Raw genomic sequence first — 22,404 nt, forward strand, 5'->3', positions numbered from 1 at the left:
TTTTGTTTCGACTGCTATACCAATTCACTTAAAAAATGTCACAAATAGTTGGTCATTTCAGTTATCAGTTATCAGTAGCTCTGAAATCAAGAGGCTTGACATAAGGAATATTATCTTTGTTTTATGGCATTGCATAATTGCGGGATGATTTTATCAGAGAGGATCAACTATAATCCCCGTGTCTCCGTGTCCCCGTGTCCCCGTGTCGGCCTCAATCATCTCAGTATTCAGCGCCTTTTTGTGGCTTCACCAAAGCACGAATAACAATTACTGTAATGTTATCGTGACCATTGTACTGATTTGCCAAATTAATTAACTGGTTGACACCAAACTCTAAATTAGCTTGTTTGTCTAAAAGAGGTTCGAGGAGATTTTTCCAATTATTTTCCAGAAACTCATTATCTGTTAAACCATCAGATGCTAGAATTAATAGACTATCCTCATCAAGATCGAAAAATTTTACATCAGGTCTGACAAAATCTTCATCTCGCGGTCCTAAAGCTTGAGTTAATTGATAAGCATCTGGGCGACCATAAGCTATGTCCGGTTCAACTCCACGATTAATTTCTCTTTGCCCCACTTCATGGTCTAGAGTGACCTGCTCTAAACCTCCCTGACGAGAGAGACGATACAAACGACTATCACCCACATGAGCTACTGCTACTTTTGTATCGTAAACCATTGCCATCACTAAAGTAGTACCCATCCGACTACTGCCTGAGCGGACTTCTTGTTGATTAATCTCGTAGATTACCTCATTTGCTTGTATAATTGCCTCACGAATTATTTCTTCAGAGGGCAAACCTACAGACCAACTACTTTCAACTTTAAAGTATTGTTTAATAGTATCTACTGCTACTTGACTCGCTATTTCTCCGCTAGCATGCCCTCCCATACCATCACAGAGTACATAAAGTCCTTTCGCTTGAATAATTTTTTCTGTAGGTGTTTCTTGGTTTTCTATCTGAGTTTGAATGCCAAAAGAATCTTCATTATGATCTCGTTGACTGCCTACATCACTTTTACCAGCATTTTCCAAACTTACCAACTGTATCGGCAAAAGTTCAGTATTTTGAGTTTCTATATTTTCGACTATTTGTGAGAAAGTATCATCAGTTTGCAAAACTGTAGGTGGTGATGTAGGAGGTGGTTGGGGTTGTAAGTTGTCTTCAGTAGTCATTAGATACGATCGCAATTGTTCAATAGTTTGTATTTTACCATCCCGCCAATCTTGCATTAAAGCTGTTACCCAACCAAACTGTGTCCGTTGAGATTGCTCAAATAACGATTGCCAGAATTTCATTAAATCTTGGAGATTTTGAGTCTCCCCAGGTTTTGAGTACAGGCGTTGCAATTTGATATCATTATTGTCTGTTTGACTTACCCGCAGATTTTCAGATTCTAGTATACTTTGGCAACAATGCCATGGTGCTAGAGCTACCCAAAGTTCAGTCATTTGCTGCAACCAAGATAGAATTTGTAGCTGGCAGAGGTGTTCGCTTCCCCAAAGGTCTACTAATAATGGCAAACTACTGTAGTCTGCCAGAAGCAATATTTCTTCGTTTTGCGATGCCCAACTATCTTGAATAGTAGGAAAGTGTTGAGGTAGTTGGGCATATAATGCTAAATATGGTTGAGCAATTGTGGGAATAATCAAAGCTTCTATCTCCGTTGTTTGTCCCTGTTGGTTTGAGACATAAGATTGACTTTCTTGATTTTGGTAACCGGATAACTCATTCTCTTGAGAACTATAAATAGGTGGTCTAAAATTACCGGAGTTACTGCTTAACCAAGCTTTGAGGGGTGTTTGCTCTAGTGGGTTACAGTCTAATACTTGTACTACTACCGTTTCACCTTGGTTTCTTGGTGGTATAGTTTCCAATAATTGATAGCGCTGTTGGGAATCTAAATATTTTTCTGATGCAGTGGAGAGAATTTCTAGATCGTCATTTGGATTTGAGGATAATTGATTTTCTGTGTTTGCTGCTTCAGACATTGGACTGAGGATGTCTGCGATATCAGAGTTATCTAACTCCCCTAAATTTTGGCATTGATCGTCAGCTTCAGCTATTGTTTCTGGTAAAGTACCTTCTGATTCTACTTCGGCAGCAGGTTGTAGATCGACTTCCATTTCTGCCTCCAGAAGTTCGGAAGATTCTAAAATCTCTTCGGCTTCTTCTATCAGAACATCTGCTGCTGAATCCGCCGAATCTTTGGCCAGAGGACTTGCTCCGGTTATTACTTCTTCTTGCCCCATTTCCTTGAGATTAATTTCAGGTGAGTTGGGGAGGAGAGCTTCTGCTTGAGTAATTATAATCGCCTTCCAGACTTGAGCTATATCAGCACCACAGTTGTGACATTTTTGAACGCTCAAGTACACTTGTGCTCCACATTGATGACAATTTTTGTGGGTTAGGGATGTACCACATTTTTGACAGTATTTATTTTGGTTCGGGTTTTCAAACTCACATTGGGGACAGATGAGCATAATAGAGGTCTATTCTATGTCACAACTTAATTATTTTAGAGCAACTAGAAGGGAATAGAGACAGTAGTATCTTCTAAGATTGTCTGGGCTGCGATCGCTTCTATTGTCTTTAATGGTACTTCACAGAAGTATTTTTGCCGAAATTGTTCTTCTGATATTGCTGCTAGGAACTTTCCGATTATTTGGGATTTAGTTTCTGATTTTTGGTTTTTTATTTGATTTTGAGTTATGTAAAAAGCTTGGTCTTTATACTTGACATTAAAACATAAATATTGTAAGACTTGAAAACCTAATTTGAGAGTAGTATCACCAATACCTAATTTTTTTAGTAGTTGATAACGGGTGACAGGTTTAGCTGTACGACTGAGATATTTAGCAATACCCAAAAGTTTTTGCCAGATATCTGTCGGAGAGACAATAGGAGGTTGTGAGTAGGCGATCGCTAATTTCTTTTGTTGATTAATTGCTCGCCGGAACCAAATTCGCAAATCGTTCCAGCTAGTGGGACATTCTTTGAGAATCAGAAAATCTTTTTGGCTATCAATTCTTATTTCTTCTAGATTACCTACTCTCTGACTATTACGCCAGTCCCATATCCAATCTACAAGGTTTGATGCTTTAACTTGAGTATTTTGGAGCGATGGTTGTACGGTAATAAGTCTGACTTCATAACGTTTTTTATAAGCATTGAAGTCTAGTTCTACTACTGCATCACATCTTTCTTCGGGAATTTCATCTTTATAATGACCCCACCAAACACCAGGGAACCCCTCCTCCCCAGACTCATCCCAAATTTCAAAATCTGTTTTGATATATTGAACTTTTTTTCCGTTTAAATCTTTTTGATTTCTGTGCCAAACATTACTAAACCAACAATTTTGGACCAAAAGTTTAGGAATGGGGTTGCCCATGCCACAGGGTTCTAAAAGTTTAAGTTCCTGAAATAAATCTCTACCCAAATCAGAGACAGTAATAATTAAATCTACTTCTATTGTTGAAGTCTGGTTAAAAGTCGTTCCTAATGTTTGTCCTAATAATTGATTAATAGCATCTGTAAATATGGGGATATTTTCTACTGGTAGGCTTAGACCAGCAGCAAAAGGATGGCCTCCAAACCTATGTAACAAGTGTTCCTGATTTTTAACTAACTGGTATAGGTCTATTTGACCAAAGGAACGGGCTGAACCACGAGCTAATAATGGTTCCTCAGAGCTTTTTACCACCTCAGTTTCTTCAGTCAACAAAATAGTGGGACGATTGTATTCTTGAGCTATTTGACCTGCAACTAATCCTAATACACCTACAGGCCATTGAGGGTCTGTGAGAACTATTACATTAGTGGTAGAAAGGTCTAGTTTGGTCAATTTTTGGGTAACGTCTCGAACTACTTCTTTTTGTAGGGATTTGCGCCTAGAGTTGGCCAGTTCGGTTTCTATAGCTAGTTTTTGACAACGTTGAGGGTCACGACTGGTAAGCAATTCTACACAAAAGCTGGCATCTCCGATGATTCTACTGACAGCATTAATCCGAGGGCCAATACCAAAGGAAATATCTGTGGGGCGATCGCCTGTTTTTTTACATAATTCTAATAGTTTGGTAACTCCTGGTCTGGTAGTTTTTTTGAGTTGTGTACTTAATTTTTCAATTCCTATTTGTGCTAAATACCGACTTTCTCCTGTTAGTTGAACTAAATCGGCAATTAAACCAATAGCTACTAAATCTAATAATTCTTTTAAGGGTAGTTTAGGTATTTCTGGATGAGTTAAATAAAGTGCTTCTATTAATTTATAAGCTACTCCAACTCCGGAGAGATTATATAGGGGATGAGAGGGGGATAAATAACGAGGATTAATAATAGCTAATAAGGGCGGACGTTGAGGGGGAATAGTATGATGGTCGGTGACAATTATATCTATTTCCAGATTATTTGCATATTCTATTTCGGCAATATTTGTACTACCTGTATCGCAGGTTATTATTAAGCTATAATTGGTTTTTGCTAATTGTTCAATTCCAGCAAAGTTCAAGCCATGAGATTCTGTAAATCTGTTAGGAATGTAATAGGTTAACTGAGAGTTTTTCTGAAAAAATTCTCCTAATCCATCCCAAAGTACAGATGTTGAGGTAATTCCATCAGCATCAAAGTCTCCCCATATAGCAATTTTTTCTTGATTGTTTTTAGCATCAATTATTCTTTCTATAGCTTTGTTTATTTCTATGCCAAATTCAAAGGGGCTAGTAGGTTTATATTGTTTTGGTTCCAAAAAACCTACTAATTTTTGAGTATCTTTAATTCCACGCTGCCATAATAATTGTGGTAGATATTTGACGGATAATTTTGGTGCATAGTTTTTGACAAGTTCAACAAATGAATTAGGTGGATTATCAGAGGCATAAATTTGCCAATAATTTCTGAATTCAGACATCTTTAAATCAATTTAATTTATTGTCACTACACTGTCAGCATTCAGATCTTAGCAGTCAGCTTTCAGCTCTCATCTCTGGGGTTTTAATGAATATAGACTGTGTAATATCATTTCTCAAAAAGAATGCTATGTATGATTGGGTTGGGAAGTGTGGGAAGTGTGGGAGGTGTGGGGAGAGGCTAAAAGTAGGAAAAATCTATATTAACCGACTAATAATTGTCAAAAAAAGACTTTGAATCTTGGTAAATATTTGACTGTTGAAGTATAGCATTCCTTTTGGGAATTGGTATAATACAAATTGAAATGAAGCTGCATAGAATAATATTTCAAGCATAATTTACAGCAGGTAAGTGTAGATAGAGATAGATCTATTTAATGAATTTCATAATTCTATGCAATCTCATATAAAACTTTTTTATACCAGTCTTTAGGCGTAAATATAAATTCTGATTCAATGAGTAAAGCTTTTATTTTTAGCTAAAAGCAATAGCTAATGAATAATTTATTATAAGCTTAAAGAAGCATGATTTTACAGTAAGTTTTAATTCTATCCAAATTTATCAATTGTATTTCTCAATTGCTTTTACCTCCTCTGATCGTCAATAGTTGTTAACGTAGTTCCTCCGCAGGAGGATAGCTAATAGCTAACTAGTGTTTGCGCAGCATTCCGGAGGAAATGCTTACAATAATTCTTCATTGATAAATTGTTCTTTAATAAAAGGAACTTTGACTGTAAATATTGAGCCTTTCTTAACTTCACTCACTACACTAATATCCCCACCCATCATTTTACAAAAGTGACGACTAATAGCTAAACCCAAACCAGTACCTCCATATTTGCGTGTTGTTGAATTGTCAGCTTGAGTAAATGGTTGAAATAAAATATTCATTTGCTTTTCTGATATACCTATACCGGTATCAGCAACACTTAAAATCAACATTTTATTAGAAGCAAATTCTTCATTGTTAACAGTACAATTCTCATAGTTGCTAATAATTTGAACCTTCAAACTAATGTTGCCATTTTCTGTAAATTTAGCTGCATTGCTAAGAAGATTTAAAATCACTTGGCGCATTTTATTGGGGTCAGCTACTATTAATTCCTGATTATCTTCGCAGATTATTTCTAATGTATTACTATTTTGTTCTATTAATGGTTGAATAGTCGCTACAACATTTTCAATTAATGCCATTATCTTGAAACTTTCCAAGTGGATATCCATTTTACCTGCTTCAATTTTTGAAAGGTCGAGAATATCATTAATTATTGTTAATAAATGTTTTCCCGCAGTATGAATATTATCAAGGTCGTGAACAAAGTCTTCATAACCTAAATCCCGTGCATCTTCTAATAAAATTTCACTATAGCCAATAATTGCGTTTAATGGTGTTCGTAATTCATGGCTCATATTTGCTAAAAATATACTTTTTGCTCGGTTTGCTGCTTCTGCTTCATCTTTTTCTTGTTTTAAACGTTTATTTTCTTTGAGTTGTCTAACATTTTCTAAGGTTTTTTTTATAGTAATTTCTAAATCTTCAAAATCTATAGGTTTAGTCAAAAAATCAAAAGCACCTCTATTCATTGCCGACCTAATTTTTTCCATATCGTCATAAGCAGAAATAATTACTGCTTTAATATCAGGATATTTATCTTGAAGATTATCTAATAAAGTCAATCCATCCATTAAAGGCATATTAATATCAGTTAAGACGATATCTATACTTAATTCTTGTGACAATATTTCTAATGCTTCTACACCATCTCTAGCAAAAATAAACTCTAGTTCTTTTTGTTTGATTTTTTTTCTAAAGTTACGGATGATCAGCGATTCAAAATCAGGCTCATCATCTACAACAAGTATTTTTGATGACATAATATTTTAACTAATAAGCCGATTACTTTAAATTTATAAATTACTTATAGTAAATAATTATAAATATTATAAAGCTTCTTATGCAGGTGAGGTGAGGTCTGTCATACATTGAATTATGCTTCTTGTATTGACTTAGGGTAAACTACAAAGGAGTAAACTTTAACTATTACTCTTTTTTCGAGTCCTTTTTCCTAAAGTCCCAAATTTTCACCCGGTTTCTCATTTAATTGATAAAAGCTGTAATAAGTTACAATCGGCATGACTTAGGTATAATTTCCACATAAACTTTTTGATTTTGAGATAAAAATCAAGCCTTTCTTCTCTTTTAAATCTTAAACTTTTCCAGAAGTATTACTTTCTTTTTTCCTGATTTTATATCAAATTCTACATTAGAGCTATGCTGGGAGTGTCTTACCAATGGATAATGGATAATGGATAATTGATAATTAACCCATTCGGTTTAAAGTCTCTCCTTTTAAGGAGAAAAAAGAAATCTGATTTCCTTATATTCAATATCAATTAATGAATAAATCTAGTACCGCTACGCGGAAGTTAAAAGCGAGTGCTAATTGATGAGGTTTCCTACGGGGTGCCTACTGTGCGGAAGTAATTCCGCACACAGCCCCTCCAGAATCTAAGACGCACTTCATTACAGTCAATCATTTTTGATTTGTAATTGTTCCCGCGATTTTGTAACTGGTCAGTTATTTCCGCCATTCTGCACTAGTGGGAATTATTATATTTTACTCAGAAAAAATTCCTATAGTGACTGGAGCAATTTTTAAGCTCATCCTAAATCCGGTTGATAGAGTATCTTTAATTATGTAGATGGGGAGACGGGGTTTAGGAAAGATGAAGAGAGGTTTGATCTTACATCCTATAAAATATCTTTAATAACCAAATTTTGTATCATCTCTATGGACTTGTACCTAGAATTTAATTCAATAATGTTCAGCTAAATTGATATTTCTGGAATACTATCTAGATTTAATATTAAATCAGCAGAAATAATTGTAGATTTAAGATCTACTTTTTTGTCCTGAACTTCTATAAAACGCTGACAACGATTAATAAATTGACAAGAATGACAACTATCAATCTGCTGGACTTGAGGAAATTCTTCCTCCTTTTCTCGATAATTTTTTAACCAATTATTTAACTGGTATAGTATTTGCTTTAAATCGCGCTTAGTTTTTTCGTGTGCCTGTTGATTATAAAAAAAATTTATTTTTGCAGGTAACTTTTTACTTTTTGGTTCAATAAACCAATAGGTCATCGAAACTGCTTCTGGCAAATATTTGCTAGTTTCAACTAGAGTGTAAAGATATAAGCGTGTTTGCCAATTTTGAGCTAACTTTGTTTGATTTTGAGGAAAGCTATAAGTTTTCCAATCAAAAATTTGTGCTTGTTGAATATCGGCAATCAATAAATCATAAATAACCGTCAATATATAACCATTAAAATTAATACTAAGACTATGTTCAGCTTGACGTAAAATTATATTATCTTGGATTTCAGGATTTAATATTTCTGGTGCTGCTTGAAAAAAAATTTCAAAACAGTACTGCATTTCTTGATTTTCTAACATTAAAGATTCTATTGGTAAGCCTAGTTCTCTTTGCTGCATTAATAAGTGAAATTGACTACCCCAATTTAGTCTTTCTTGTTGTGCTGGTGTTGTTGGTACGCTCAGATTATCAAGATAGAGATGTTGAAATTTACGGGGGCAAGTTGTAAGTAGATTCAGGTGTTGTTGAGAGAGTCTATATTTTGCCATTAGTTATTATGTCCGGTTGAATAATTATAGGTAGAAGTTAGAAGTCAGGAATCAGGAGTCAGGAAGGAAGAAAAGGGAATTTTAAGGTATAACTGGAGTTCAGACTAATTAAGGCAGGCCGGAAACTTGCCGAGGGAGAATAGTGAGATAGGCCAACAAGACTGAAACTATTTCGCATTGCAGCATTACAAAGACTTTTTAGTCAATTATCCACTAGGGTGCTATGGGTTAATTGTGCCCTGGAAGTACTTTTTGAATAGTTTGAATAATGCCAGCTTCATCCTTGCCTCGCCAAAAAAGAAAAATAATCATTATTCATTGAAAACATCAGCACCCCTGATATTCTCCAAGGGTTCTGAGTTTCAAGTCTTCATTGCTTCTGAGCAAATTATCTGAAGACCCCAAAATTTAGTCTAAACTCCAGAGTATAAGGAAGAAAAAGTTTTTTTGTCACGCTCTTATCCAGAGATAATATGATATTAAATCAGGGCAATATTTTTCGAGTCATTCCACAATATTAAAAGCAAAGAAGAAGAATGTCTTATCAACCGGATTCTATATAAAACTCTGATAAGGACTTTTTTGCTGGATTTTTGTCTAATACCAATTTGATAAATGTTCCTTACAAATCGTAGAAGTAAATAAAGAAGGAAGAGGGAAGAAGGAATAAGGGATAAATATTTAAAAAAATGGAAAAACGATATAAATAACTATCTAAAATGAACTATACTAGCTATTTTTAAGCATATCCGATCAAGGTATACCTTTTTGTACCATTCTTTTTTGAAATTGGTATTATACCAATTACCATATATTAATGCTTAACTTAGGCATCACTTCAATTATTAAGTAATTAACACTAGCCTTATCACTTTTTTGATAACTAGCACGCTGGTTAGCATTAATTATTATTCTATTTACTTCTAGCTCTCGGACGTTGTATGCAACTTCCCTGCTCAATATACAGGTTGAAAAGTTTTTGAGAAATGCTATAAGTTCCACTAACTTCTTTGTCAATCAGGAAAAAATCCAGATACAAATATGAATATTATTTATAACTGCTATTATTTTGACTTATTTAGGGTTTGCGCTTATAAAGTCTGTTGGTAGGGGTAGGAGCCAACCCACCCCTAACCCCTCCGGTGGAGGGGAATCGGTGAATCCAGAACTCAGGAGGAATGGGAATTATAGAAGAGGTACTCAGAAGAATCGTACCTTGATTGTTCTTCCCCTTTTTTGCCCAAAATACCCTCTTTTTTGAACCATTACCACCTAAAAGCTGGTACTCCCTTAGTGCCTGAAAAGGCTAAAACCTTTACCTTTCAAAGCTTTCATCATTAATTAGCAGAGCAATATTTAAACTTGTCTATGTCTTGGATAAGTAGCTACAAATACTTAAATAATTAAAAATTATAAAAAAATAAATTACATATTAGTTATTTAAAATTAAATTAGCAAAATTAGTTCAACATCTCTTTTTAGGGTGTAATTTAGGGCAAAAAAAGATGCGATAGCACAGCTAAAAGTATATATTTCCTACCCATCTAGCAAAGGCTGAAAATATTGATAGATAAACAATACAGCCTTAATTGCAGAAAAGTAAAATTTCGTGTATTTTGGAGTTAAGAATGTGGCTCTGCCTAGAAGCTCAATAAAATGATTTGACCACAATGTGATTTAAGTTTTGCCAATATACTTCCATTTAATGCAGAGATAAAATGCTGGAATATCTCAAGATTTTTTCCCACTTTCATCCTTCGTTTCTGCTTTCTCCCAAGTACTATAGCTCTACGCGCAACTCAGAAGTCAAGACTCAGAAAGCACGAAGTAATTCCTTGGCATCATTTTTTTTTGTCAACTCAAGAGTGAATATCTACAGGAAATTTAAGTTTTTTTCTTGTTATTAAGCCTTCTTCCTTCTTCCCTCTTCCCTCTTCCCTCTTCCTTCTTCCCTTTTCCCTCTTCCCTTTTCCCTCTTCCCTTTTCCCTTTTCCCTTTTCCCTTTTCCCTTTTCCCTCTTCTTTCTTCTTTCTTCCTTACCTTATTGAATTGATTAGTTATTTCTTTTTGTTTCTGCTCTATTATTGTTTCTACCGAATTTAGCATCTTGAAAAGAATTACCAAGACCCTGAAAAATACCTCTCCCAATTAAACCAATACCACGCCCAACTACTTGAGTAAGTAAATAAACAATTCCACTACCAATAAAAGAAACAGTAGCACGAACACCAGGAGCTATGGCATCACGAGTTTCTAGAAGTAATGTTACGGTAAGTGGAATACCTGAAAGTTTTGCTAATTCATGTCTGCGGGGCGAATAAATCGCCATTTTTTTAATGCCACTTTCATTCAAAACAAACAAAGAAAAATTACTCTCAAAAATTGCTTTTGGTTCCCCTACATATTGTTCTATACGATATCTCCAAGATAAACTATTACGGAATTTTTCAATGTCTCGTGTTGATAATAACTGCCGACTATAAAAATCTTCTTTAATTTCTTCCACATCAGCAAAATTATTTAATAAAGGGTACATCACAGCATTAGCAATTGAAATTAATAAATTTTGCAATAATGCTTCAGAAAGTTGCATAGCTTCAGGAGTACCTACAGCACAAGATTTATTATCAACCACTAAAGGAACTTGAAATAATAAATACCCTATTAATTCTTCAACTAAAGGAATCTTATTCAGAATAAATTCATGCACATTCTCTACATCATTTAACAAGACTGGCATCACTTCTAATCTAATTTTTTCTGCAAAATAATTGAGATTATTTGTGCTACTACTGATTTCTACTTGATAGTATTTACTAAAAAAAACTTGAGTCGTCACTTCCCACAAATTACTAACAATCTCATTTCTTTTTTGTGGTATTTCTTCCAACAAAATAGGAGTAATACGCAGTTCATCAAGAATATCTTCAAATTTACATAAAGCTATATATATTAATTCTTGTTTCTTAGCACCCCGCAAGATATCTATTTCCATTGGCAATTTACTAAGATTAATTAAATTAGAATTTAATTTAGCGATTGTTACTTCAAATAATGCTGTTTGTACATTTATTTCTTCAGTAGGATTCTGAGAAATAACTTCTGAATTTTTTGTTTGTACAATTTGCTCATCAATACTCACTGAATTGGATTTTTTCTTGGCCTGTAACCCAGTAATATATTGCATTTGAGAGTCAAACAAACTATCTCTACTTACATATTTTTGTGGCTGTTTTTGCAGATTAAAAGAACGAGGCAATAATTGATTAACAATCCACCTAGCAGTTAATAATTCTCGACGTTGCCCAGAATTAATTGCTACATTAAGTACAGAAGTTAAATTATTTCGATCTAAATTTTTTAAACTTTCATCTAATTGAGAAGTAATTTCTGCAAGAGACAAATCTATCTGTTTTAGTCCCGAATTACAAACATTGTAACGAAGAGTTTTGAAAAAGTTTGCTGTTTGAACTTTTAGGTTTGAGGTTGTTACTTTGCCATAATTATCTGGCACATCTTCTCTAATAGAACCATTTATCCAATTAGACTGACCATTTGCAACTTGTCGAATAATAGTTACTAACTCAGAAATATTTATTCCTTTAGAACAGTACCCACTAACACCTAACTCTCGTATGAATTCTAATAATGCGGTGTTTTTGAGGGATGTCAATAATAAAATTGGTAATTGAGGATATGAAGTTTTTAGCTCTTGACAAAAGTCAATTCCAGAGATTTTAATATCCTGTGTAGTTTGATCGGACAAATTTTGGGTTTCTATATCTAAAATTATCAAAAAACTTTTTTCTTGTGTTATCAAATTTTGAATAATTTTTTTCGCTTCTGCTCCTACCTCTGCCTCACCTACTATTTCGATGTCTGAAAACTGCTCACAGGCAGATTTTAACCCTACCCGAAAGATAGGATCGTTATCAATAAGCAGCAATTTTAATGCTGATTCTCCATTCATAAATTGATTTGGAATTGAGATATTTAAGGGCACTACCAAGTAACATTATGACTTTTAGTAGTCAGTCTAGAAATTATACATTTAGGGTAGATACAATTTTCCCTGCTTCTGTTTCCCCTCTAGCTGAAACTCTTTTCTTGAGTTTAAATTCCTAACTCATAAATATTGATTGGCTCATCATTCTTGCAGTAAATATGCATCTGAACTTGAGGCTGGAGCTGGAGCTGGAGCTGGAGCTGGTGAATAAGCCCTCTGTGGAGCTGGTGAATAATATTGTGGACTAGGTGCTGGTGAATAAGACCTCTGTGGAGCTGGTGAATAATATTGCGGGCTAGGTGCTGGTGAATAAGACCTCTGTGGAGCTGGTGAATAATATTGCGGGCTAGGTGCTGGTGAATAATATTGTGGACTAGGTGCTGGGGCCGGCTGGTACTGTCGCCGTCTTCGGGCTTCTTCTGCCTGTTGTTCTGCCCATATAGCATCTCGTTCAGATGCCCATTTAGATATAGCACCTTGAGCTTCATAATAGAGAGCGCGACCATAACTAATTTGATAAGCCGTATTAATCGCAGCAGTAAGACGGCCTTGCTCGGCTAGACCATAGGCTTGATTGAGAATTGGCCTATCTTGGGCAATTTGTAGCTCTGTACTCCACTTATAAATTTCATCTTGGGCTTCTTCGTACAAAACACGACCACTTTCTATTTCATATGCCACATCAATAGCTTGCCCAAGCTTTCCTTCTTTTGCTAAGACTCTCGCTTCTGCTAATAATGGTGAATCTTCAATAATTTGTACTCGTTTATTCCACTCAGCTATTAGAGTCTGAGCTTCTATTCTCAAGGGACGCTCCAATGCAACATAACTAGCTTGTTTAATCGCTGAGTTGTAACTATCGACAGTTTCTTGTTTCGCTAGCTGTTTTGCTAAGAGGACGTAAGGTTGGTCTTCTATTTTCAGAAGGTCTTTGCGCCATTTAGCAATTAAAGTTTGGGCCTGGATGCGCTTTGGTTGTTCGAGGCCAACCATTTTAGCTTGGTCTATAGCTAACTGTAATGTTGCAGGTTGACCAACATTAGCGATCGCTTTGGCTAGCTGAATATGAGCTAAGTCGTCTAACTGTTTTTGTAGTTTTTGAATTTGAGTTTGGGCTTGTTGATAGTAGGGACTATTAGAAGTAATTTGAGCTGCAGCAGCTTTTCCTTCTACTAGGGCTGCTATATTACCCACTTGATAGCCTTCCATAGATTGATTCCATGTTGCTGCTTTAGCATGGCCTAGTAAAATTAAATCTTTGCCCTCTTTTTTCAGTTTGTAGTCAGAAGGAATATATTCAATAGCTACTATCGCTCCTTTTAGGTCTTGATCTTCTATACGTTTAGTTGCTATTTCAATTAAGCTACGACTCCATTTTTGAATATCTTTTTCAGCTCTGTCTCGGATGTAGAGCTTTGGGTCTATTTTTTTTGCGAGAGCGATCGCTTCTCCATACTCATTTGCTGTTTCTTCATAAATTAGATAGCGAGCATCTTTTAATATTTGCCAACCTTTTTTTTCTAAGGCCATGCGCTCTAATATTTCCCTAAACTTAATACTTTGCCAGTGAACATTATCTAGTTTTGACATTGCTAGGGAATAAGCGGAGGCTTTTTTCCAGTCCATAGCTTTCATGGCTTGTTCCGCTTTGTCATAAAGGGATTGACCTTCTGCCCATTGTTTTTTCCAACCTGCTACTGCTTCTTCTACCCTAGAATAAGCGGGACTGCTTTTAGGAATTTTTGCTACTGTATCTAGAGCTGCTTGCAAGTTACCCTCTCTAATTTTTTGATGGGCAACAGAGATTATTAATTTTGTCCATTCCCCCGTCATTTGTTGACCTAGTTGATAGAGAGGATGTTCTTCTGGCCAACTTTCTACTAAAGCTAGAGCTGTTTCCAACTGTTTGACATCTCTGGACTCAGCGGCTTTGTGGGCACAATATAGTCGTTCTCCATCTGCTGATAATGGAGAAATTTGTTCGCAGTTTGGTTGGGGTGGGTTAACCAGTAACCATAGAAGTGCTGCACCACCTGTTATCCCAAAGCTTGCTGCAATACTCCACCAAATTAGTTGCCATCCCCAATAACTTTTTGGTTTTTTATTTGGTTTTGGATTTGTAGGTATTTGAGAATCTTTTTGTGGTTCAACTTCTGAGGTATTGTTTAACTCTTTATCTAAAGTTTGTGAGGTGGAAGTAATAGTATCTGTTAATTCTGTTTTGACTAGGGAAGTACTACTATAGCCACTTTCTCCATTTTGAGAAGAGCTATGGGAAACCGCCAATTCTTTTTGTTGTGAAATATTTTCTGATGACATAGTGAAGTTTATTGTGCTAATTGTACTAACTTTTAAGCTGGTTATAATTATTTTTTCAACTAATAATATATTTATCTTTATTTCATGATATAGAATATTTTTAATAGCTCCGAATAAATAAAAATATAAGTTTTAGGCTCGAGCTTAACTTGGGATGTTTAATCATTAGTAAGCATTTCCTACGGAATGCTGCGCAAACAGCTATTAGGTATTAGTAACAAGGCTCTCTCCTTAAGGACAGTGTTTAAATTAAATAAAATAGACTTAAAGGGTAAGGGAGCCAACTGTTGTAGTAAGACAATTAATAAATCTTTGATAGTAAACTAAAGGCAATAGCTGATAGCTGATGGCTGACTGCTGAATGCTTACAATCATTAAGTATTTGCTAACTCAAGCTCATACTTATGTAGGTTTTTTTATTATGTATATATCTTGCATACTTAAGCACACTGACTAAATTTTTCACTTAACCTCACCTCAGCTAAAAGTAATGATTTTAGGAAATTTATTTAATCTTCGAGCCGAGCATTTTTTTTCTATATGTATAACCTGAAAAAAACTTAGTGAGTAGTTTGAAACTCTAGCATTTTAATTTTTTTTGCCCAATTCAGGTATGGTAGATGTTGATTATAAATTATGTTTAATTTTATGACTGATGAAATTTAGGTCTATTCGAGTTAACTTACTGAAAAGCATCAGAAAAAGAACCTTTTATTTTCTGGTCTTTTATCGTTCCACTGCCAAAATTATGGCTGTAGTGACCATAAAAGTCTATACGATAATCAGTAATTTTAACTCCTATCTGTGCTTCTATTTGCTCAAGTAACTCTTGAGGCAATTCTACATAAATATCCGTAATTTGTCCGGTATCTAAGCAGTTAATATGAGAGTGAGATTCGCTTTTATGGCCATATAAACAACCATCAGCACGTTCAATACATTCAATAATTCCATCTTTTGATAGAAATTCCAGATTTTGATATACAGAAGTATGACCAATTTCTTTACCTTGGAAATTTAATCTATGATAGATTTCTCTAGCTGATAGATGTTTTTTCTCTTGCCACAAAATTTCTAGTATATATCGACGCTGACGACTCAGGCGCATTCCCTTAGCCTTACAATAATTTAGAGCATCTTCTAATGAGTAAATTTGTTTCACAGCGCCAACTTTTCTCCAAATCAACTGCAAATTATTCTATAGCAATTCGCACTGAAAGATATCAACCCTCAGTTTTGCTATCGGGTAAAATTATAAGTTCATTATTATATCAGAGAATAGGGAGTAGGGAGTAGTGGGAAAAACATTTCCTCTGATTCGGTCGATTGTTAGTATTAGTCCTAACTATGCCATTTTTTGCTATAGTAGTAGCCATTACTGTATTTGACATATCAAAAACTTAAACTTACCGTTCGTCTATTTCTCATTCCTTAAAATTTGATAAACTAACTCAAATCCTTTCTGGGATAGGAATTGATTGATATCAGGAAAAATTGATAAATCAAAAACAACTGATTTACTATCAACCAGTTTATTAGGGTTTGAGGAAGTTAATTGGCGATCGCCAACTTACTCTACTCGGCTTTCCCAATTTGCAGAAAATCATATAAGGCAAGGCGTGTAACCGTTATTAAAAATTATTCTCTAAAAATTTCAGCGAACCGTGAGTTAAAACTCAGACAACACAAAATTTGTCCTTCTCTCCAAAGATAACTAAACGCCTTCTTCCCTCTTACCTCTTTCTTCTGGTATATAGAAATAAATTGATAATTATTTATACCTGATAAAGATGGCAATTACGATCGCCCTTAATACCGAACACTTCCATAACTTGGACGTATCTCCAGTTCAAAGTGTCATATCTCAACTGCTGAGTGAAGGAGCGATCGCCTCTTCCGAACAGCAGCTAAATTTCACCATTAACTATAATCGCGACCCCCAAGATCCACGGGAACTTTCAGAAATTCCAGAAGTACGTTTATGGTTTATTCGTTTAGACAGTATTTATCCTTGGTTGCCATTTTTGCTTAACTGGAAAGAGGGTGAGTTAGCTCGTTATACTGCTATGCTTGTACCTCACCAATTTCATCGCACTGAAGGTGTCCAATATAACCCAGAAGCGTTAGAAATATTTCTGATGCAAAAAATTTTTGTCTTAAGAAAATGGCTACATCAACAAGATATTTCTAGCAAATCTAGATTGATGTCCATGTCTCAAATGTTGGGTTATGACTTAGCAGAAGAATTTTTTAGTTCAATTCTAGAAGAAGATTGAACAATAAATATAACAGTATGCTCTTGAGGTTAATAAATAAGAGGTTTGAACATTACAGCGGTGTAACCTTGCGGATGACATACCCGCTAAGGAACACCCACCAAAAGAGGCCACAGATAACAGAGAAATGTCAAACACCTAAATGTGAGCGCTCAACCACTTCAATCCAGACACAAAACTGGGGGTTAGGAAAAATTTTTGTCAAGCAAAGACTGCCTGGCAATTAAAGATACTTACCAAATAATTAATAATTAAATAATTCTGGTTTAAAGCCTCCCCTTTTAAGACAGAGATAATTTATTGTCACCGGAGAAAAACTGTATCCTTTGAAACCTACTATATCTTGCCAAAGTTACTTAATGGAAAATATAGGGTGACAAATATTCTCTGACCACAATGAATTAGCCCTGCCCTTTTAAGGAAAAAAAAGCGGTCGATTGGATATGGCGTTTTGCTGACGCATAACTACGTTAACGGCTGTCGCCGTCATGTTTGCGGAAAAGCGGAGCGGCTCTGCAAGAGCGGGTCTCCGTTCCCTCCGGGACGCTTTCCTTGCGGAATACTATCGCAAACGCGGTTAGGAAAGCTTTGCGGTAGCAAACGCCATATCAATGAGACCAAGAGAAGAAATAATATTTCCTTATATTCAATTCGGTAACGGTTTTAACCAGAGGTAATTATCAATTATCCATTATCTATTAATGAACCTTCCACTAACCCTGCTTGTGCCTCCTAACTTTCAACTTTTGCTTGCTTTAACTTTCTCCGCCCCAAATTTTATTTAAAACTTCTTGGGATGAAATATCGCTCATTTTACCAGTAGGAGATTTGACTGCAATTACCCGATCGCTCTTGGGTAATAATTTTTCTGGCTTAGTTGGACCAAACAAAGCAATAGTATATGTCCCAACTGCAACTGCTAAGTGCATTGGAGCACTATCAGTACATAGCATTAAATTAGCAGCAGCAATCATAGCCGCCAATTTACCTATATCCCCAGGCATCACTACTTTGACATCTGGACACAATTGAGTAATTTCATTTACCCAAGTTCCATCTTCAGGGCCTTTAACTACCACTATTGGTAAATTAGGTTGCTTCTGCTGTAATTCTGTAATAATCTCCTGCCAATAATTGGTAGGGTATATCTTATCAATACCTTTAATCTGAGCTAGTTCACTAGAACCGCCATGAATCAGAACATACCCACTTTCTGATACTCCTAAAAGTTTCTGTTCAGCTTCTGCCCAATCAATATCTGCTTTAGGTACATTAATAGATAGTCCAGGGAAAGGTGTGACAACATCCATTCCTTGCAATAAATCATGGTACATCTGAGCTGCGTATTGTTCAGTTTTCAGGGGTATAGGGTTCGTGAGAAAAATTGCCCCATTACCTGCATAACCTACCCGTTTAGGAATTCCTGTTAACCACAGCAATAAACCAACTGTCCAACGTTGTCCAAGAGAAATTACTGCTTCGTATTCGCGATCGCGCATAATACCTAACAAGTTTCCCCAGTCAGCAAGACTATTGGCATCTTTGAAGTCATAGGCCAAGACATCTTGTACGGACTTACAAACTCGGTATGCACCCTTTGAGCGAGGTTCTACAATTACATCAATTTGAGATTCTGGATAAGATTTTTTTAGGTCATCCAGAGTAGGAAAGAATAAGATTTGGTCGCCAATTCCACCAGGGACAAGGGCTAGTATTCTCATATTTAAGGAATTTAGCTTAATTATTTAGTTGAACACACTACCAACCATATCTTACGATTCTGATTGGGAGTTATTTCTTTAGTAGACATTCAATTTTTACCACTATATTGAATTATTCAGAATTATTCATTAGAAACATAAAACACAAAATTAAATGTATTTATTGATTCCTGCTGCTGGTATGGGGCGACGCATGGGAAGCCAACGGAACAAGCTATTGCTGACTCTATTGGATAAACCTTTGCTCAGTTGGACTCTTGAGGCTGCTTTCAAATCTCATCATATTAATTGGATTGGTATTATTGGCCAACCTGTTGATTTTCCAGATTTTCAAAAGATGATTTCTGGTTTGTCTACTAATAAGTCTATAGAGTTGATTGAGGGAGGATCGACTCGCCAGGAGTCTGTTTATAAGGGTTTACAGGCTTTGCCTCCGGAGGCGGAACAGGTGTTAATTCACGATGGGGCCAGATGTTTGGCTACTCCAGAATTATTGGATCGGTGTGCGGAGGAGGTTGTTAAGTGTCCTGGTTTAATTGCTGCTGTGCCAGTGAAGGACACGATTAAGGTTGTTGATTCGTCGGGTTTAATTCAGGATACACCAAATCGTCGGAATTTATGGGCTGCTCAGACTCCTCAAGGTTTTGAGGTGAAGTTGTTGAAGGAATGTCATGAGAAGGGGCTTCAGTTGGGTTGGGAAGTTACTGATGATGCTGCTTTGTTTGAAAAATGTGGTTTGCCTGTAAAGGTTGTTACGGGGGAGGAGACTAATCTTAAGGTGACAACTCCTGTGGATTTAAGAGTAGCAGAATTTATTTTGGTAGAAGCATTTAATAATGAATAATGAATAATTAATAATGAATAATTAATAATTACCTCTCCTTGAAAGAAGTAAGAAGGAAGAAGGTGTTTAGTTATCTAGGAGAGAAGGAAAAATTTTATGTGGTCTGAGTTCTAAGCTTTTACTCTATCTGCGTCTTTTCCTTCAACTACTATAATTATTTATTCGTAAGAAAAAAAGTGCATTTATCCTAAGTAGTGATTTGTCGGTCAATTCAGCTATTAATTATCAATACTTCCTGCAATAGATGAGCTTTGAAAATGCATAATTTTATTTTTTATCTCTTTAAAAGGTGAGGGTTGAAGCCTGATTTTTTTGTCATATGAAAATGATTATGATAAAAAATATACTGACAAATACTATCTAATTTTCTACATCTTTTGTAATATTTTTTCGATTCATTTTTTATTTATAGAGGTTTTCATTAACATAGAATACAACTATTTATGTAACTTATTAAACTTTAGATAGATCTATAATTTTGACTGTAGTTTAACCTTTGTGAAAACCGCTATAATCACATTGATAATTTGTAAGCAGTCAGCCGTCAGCTACCAGCTATCAGCTATTAATGTTGAGAAAGGTAAAAGCAACCTTTGAAATTGAGAAAGAATAAAAAGTTACTCTCAAAGTCTCCTTCTCAAACCTTAGAGATAATTATTTATTATTCTGATAGCTGACTGCTCATAGCTGTTTGCGGAGCATTCCGCAGGAAATGCTTGCGATAATTTATCTTATAATAGTTGAAGCAAAGGGTGCAGAGATATAAGTTTAAAACTCAGACAACGAAGATTTTTCCTTCTCTCCTAGATAACTAAAACCTTCTTCCTTCTTACTTCTTCCTTCTGCTATATCTTTAATTATTGGAAAGAAAAGCTAGTATTCAACAATTAATGATTAATAATTAATTATTACCTCTCTTTGAAAACGGATAGGATTGACTCAAAGGAAAATTTTGTCTTGTTTACCCTTTAAATAAAGGAGAGGCGTTCAACCTTAATTATTAGGTAAAATTGAGTTTTTAGTGTTTCTTAGACTAATTAAATATACCTATCTTTAATTTATATTATACTCCCTATTCCCTACTTCCTACTCCCTAAAGTGAAATGAATAAACAACAAGTATCACCAATTAATAATATTTGGCTATTTATGATAGTTTCAGCTACAGTTATAGCAGCATATAACGGTAGGATGACAGAAATAACTGAAGCATCGTTTGAATCTGTAAAAAATGCTGTTACTTTAGCCATTGGATTAATTGGTAGTATGGCATTATGGTTAGGCATAATTCAAGTAGTTGAAACAGCAGGAGGAATGATTGTAATTGCTCGTTTAATTCGTCCTGTAATGGTGAAACTTTTTCCTGATATACCTGCATCTCACTCTGCAATGTCTGCCATTATTTTGAATATAGCTGCTAATGCTTTAGGATTAGGAAATGCTGCTACACCAATGGGTTTAAAAGCGATGGTAGAAATGGATAAATTAAATCCAGAAAAGGGAACTGCCACAGATGCTATGTGTTTATTTTTAGCTATTAATACTTCTTCAGTTACCATCATTCCTATTAGTGTAATAACTGTTAGAGCTAGTGCTGGTGTTACTAACCCGGGAGATGTTATTTTACCTGCAATTTTTGCTACTTGTTGTTCTACAATTACGGCTATTTTCGCAGCAAAGTTTTTCGCACGTCGGCAATCTATACCTAGTTTAAATCAATCTATTTCGTCAGTAGATTTAGACGGCAATGATTTCTTTGAAGCTGAGACACAGATATCTGAATTAACTCCACCTAATAAAATTGGCAAATTAATTTTTGCTAGTTTAATCGGTGCTTTTTTAGGTGCGGTAATTTATCGCTTCAATCTCAAAGGCATAACCTATATTTTTAGTTTTGCTTTTCTGGAAAGTTTGTCTAATTGGTTATTGCCAATATTAATTTGTTCCTTTCTACTTTTTGGCTATTTCCGAGGAGTTAAAGTTTATGAAAAAATGACGGAAGGAGCAAAAGCAGGATTTGAAGTTGCTGTCAGGATAATTCCTTTTATGGTGGCAATTTTTGTGGCTATTGGAATGTTTAGAGCTAGTGGCGCTCTAGATATTTTGGCTGTAATTTTATCGCCTATCACTAATTTAATTGGAATGCCGACTGAAGCACTACCTATGGCATTGATTAGACCTTTATCTGGTAGTGGTGCTTTTGGTATTATGTCGGAAATAGTAACAAATGAACCTAATAGTTTTCTTTCTTATTTAGTATCAACTATGCAGGGTTCTACTGAAACTACTTTTTATGTATTGGCTGTTTATTTTGGTAGTGTCGGAATTAAAAGAACTAGGTATGCTTTACCTGCTGCTTTATGTGCTGATGTAGCAGGAATTTTAGCTTCTCTTATTGTTTGTCGGATAATGTTTTGATGATTAAACAAGCAATAATACAGCCTATTGCATGTAAGTGCAGTACAGTGATTCTCGTAGATTTAATTAATAAGAATGAAAACCCTATTCCATACTTCAAAAACTATTTAAAAATTTAGTGCCACTGTACCTCATAAACCTGGAATCCGCTGTATCAATTAAAATTTTATTTCCAATCTTATATTAGACATCTCTAGAAAAGGTAAGCATTCAGCCGTCAGCTATCAGCGCTTCAGCGCTTCAGCGCTTCAGCTAT

General features: G+C 35.2%; 13 protein-coding genes. 4 read left to right on the top strand and 9 right to left on the bottom strand.

Annotated features, from left to right (window positions below):
- Positions 1-220 precede the first annotated feature (220 nt).
- The 8 genes from AC3DU7_RS04435 to AC3DU7_RS04470 all read right to left on the bottom strand — a co-directional run bounded on the left by AC3DU7_RS04435 (position 221) and on the right by AC3DU7_RS04470 (position 16,052).
- Positions 221-2,488, bottom strand: coding sequence for a serine/threonine phosphatase (locus tag AC3DU7_RS04435; protein ID WP_488038148.1), 2,268 nt, complete (start codon positions 2,486-2,488; stop codon positions 221-223).
- A 44-nt stretch (positions 2,489-2,532) separates the two neighbouring features.
- Positions 2,533-4,914 (bottom strand): single-stranded-DNA-specific exonuclease RecJ, encoded by a 2,382-nt coding sequence (gene recJ, locus AC3DU7_RS04440; RefSeq protein WP_488038149.1) that lies wholly within the window; start codon positions 4,912-4,914, stop codon positions 2,533-2,535.
- Between the two features lie 680 nt (positions 4,915-5,594).
- Positions 5,595-6,788: an ATP-binding response regulator gene (locus tag AC3DU7_RS04445; RefSeq protein WP_488038150.1), complete on the bottom strand. Its 1,194-nt coding sequence runs from the start codon at positions 6,786-6,788 to the stop codon at positions 5,595-5,597.
- A gap of 955 nt (positions 6,789-7,743) precedes the next feature.
- A complete protein-coding gene (locus AC3DU7_RS04450; RefSeq protein WP_488038151.1) occupies positions 7,744-8,565 on the bottom strand; it encodes a PD-(D/E)XK nuclease family protein in 822 nt (273 codons plus the stop codon).
- Between the two features lie 1,884 nt (positions 8,566-10,449).
- The gene (locus AC3DU7_RS04455; RefSeq protein WP_488038152.1) at positions 10,450-10,671 is read right to left on the bottom strand and encodes a hypothetical protein; all 222 of its coding nucleotides are present in this window, start codon (positions 10,669-10,671) and stop codon (positions 10,450-10,452) included.
- Positions 10,619-12,535, bottom strand: coding sequence for a DUF3685 domain-containing protein (locus AC3DU7_RS04460; protein WP_488038153.1), 1,917 nt, complete (start codon positions 12,533-12,535; stop codon positions 10,619-10,621). Before AC3DU7_RS04460 ends, AC3DU7_RS04455 begins: the two co-directional genes overlap by 53 nt.
- A gap of 177 nt (positions 12,536-12,712) precedes the next feature.
- Positions 12,713-14,890 (bottom strand): hypothetical protein, encoded by a 2,178-nt coding sequence (locus tag AC3DU7_RS04465; protein WP_488038154.1) that lies wholly within the window; start codon positions 14,888-14,890, stop codon positions 12,713-12,715.
- Between the two features lie 682 nt (positions 14,891-15,572).
- Complete coding sequence (locus tag AC3DU7_RS04470; protein ID WP_488038155.1) at positions 15,573-16,052, bottom strand: Fur family transcriptional regulator; 480 nt, start codon at positions 16,050-16,052, stop codon at positions 15,573-15,575.
- Between the two features lie 316 nt (positions 16,053-16,368).
- On the opposite strand from AC3DU7_RS04470, the gene AC3DU7_RS04475 reads away from it, so the two are divergent.
- Together AC3DU7_RS04475 and AC3DU7_RS04480 are read left to right on the top strand one after the other, a co-directional pair.
- Positions 16,369-16,515 carry a hypothetical protein gene (locus AC3DU7_RS04475; RefSeq protein ID WP_488038156.1) on the top strand — a complete coding sequence of 49 codons (147 nt, stop codon included), beginning with the start codon at positions 16,369-16,371 and terminating at the stop codon, positions 16,513-16,515.
- A gap of 165 nt (positions 16,516-16,680) precedes the next feature.
- Positions 16,681-17,166: a CRR6 family NdhI maturation factor gene (locus tag AC3DU7_RS04480; protein ID WP_488038157.1), complete on the top strand. Its 486-nt coding sequence runs from the start codon at positions 16,681-16,683 to the stop codon at positions 17,164-17,166.
- 755 nt (positions 17,167-17,921) lie between these two features.
- On the opposite strand, the gene AC3DU7_RS04485 is transcribed toward AC3DU7_RS04480, so the two are convergent.
- Positions 17,922-18,887 (bottom strand): glycosyltransferase family 9 protein, encoded by a 966-nt coding sequence (locus AC3DU7_RS04485; RefSeq protein ID WP_488038158.1) that lies wholly within the window; start codon positions 18,885-18,887, stop codon positions 17,922-17,924.
- Positions 18,888-19,041: 154 nt separating this feature from the next.
- On the opposite strand from AC3DU7_RS04485, the gene ispD reads away from it, so the two are divergent.
- Both ispD and AC3DU7_RS04495 read left to right on the top strand, forming a co-directional pair.
- Positions 19,042-19,731, top strand: a complete 690-nt coding sequence (gene ispD, locus AC3DU7_RS04490; protein WP_488038159.1) for a 2-C-methyl-D-erythritol 4-phosphate cytidylyltransferase — start codon at positions 19,042-19,044, stop codon at positions 19,729-19,731.
- Between the two features lie 1,103 nt (positions 19,732-20,834).
- A complete protein-coding gene (locus AC3DU7_RS04495; protein ID WP_488038160.1) occupies positions 20,835-22,148 on the top strand; it encodes a nucleoside recognition domain-containing protein in 1,314 nt (437 codons plus the stop codon).
- Positions 22,149-22,404: the final 256 nt, after the last annotated feature.

The sequence above is a fragment of the Okeania sp. genome, from assembly GCF_983059655.1.

Bases quoted from the DNA above. Each gene is read 5' to 3' on its own strand.
- AC3DU7_RS04480 (WP_488038157.1), top strand. From the start codon at position 16,681: ATGGCAATTACGATCGCCCTTAATACCGAACACTTCCATAACTTGGAC.
- AC3DU7_RS04485 (WP_488038158.1), bottom strand. From the start codon at position 18,887: ATGAGAATACTAGCCCTTGTCCCTGGTGGAATTGGCGACCAAATCTTA.
- AC3DU7_RS04495 (WP_488038160.1), top strand. From the start codon at position 20,835: ATGAATAAACAACAAGTATCACCAATTAATAATATTTGGCTATTTATG.
- AC3DU7_RS04435 (WP_488038148.1), bottom strand. From the start codon at position 2,488: ATGCTCATCTGTCCCCAATGTGAGTTTGAAAACCCGAACCAAAATAAA.
- AC3DU7_RS04465 (WP_488038154.1), bottom strand. From the start codon at position 14,890: ATGTCATCAGAAAATATTTCACAACAAAAAGAATTGGCGGTTTCCCAT.
- ispD (WP_488038159.1), top strand. From the start codon at position 19,042: ATGTATTTATTGATTCCTGCTGCTGGTATGGGGCGACGCATGGGAAGC.
- AC3DU7_RS04445 (WP_488038150.1), bottom strand. From the start codon at position 6,788: ATGTCATCAAAAATACTTGTTGTAGATGATGAGCCTGATTTTGAATCG.
- AC3DU7_RS04455 (WP_488038152.1), bottom strand. From the start codon at position 10,671: ATGCTAAATTCGGTAGAAACAATAATAGAGCAGAAACAAAAAGAAATA.
- AC3DU7_RS04460 (WP_488038153.1), bottom strand. From the start codon at position 12,535: ATGAATGGAGAATCAGCATTAAAATTGCTGCTTATTGATAACGATCCT.
- AC3DU7_RS04450 (WP_488038151.1), bottom strand. From the start codon at position 8,565: ATGGCAAAATATAGACTCTCTCAACAACACCTGAATCTACTTACAACT.
- recJ (WP_488038149.1), bottom strand. From the start codon at position 4,914: ATGTCTGAATTCAGAAATTATTGGCAAATTTATGCCTCTGATAATCCA.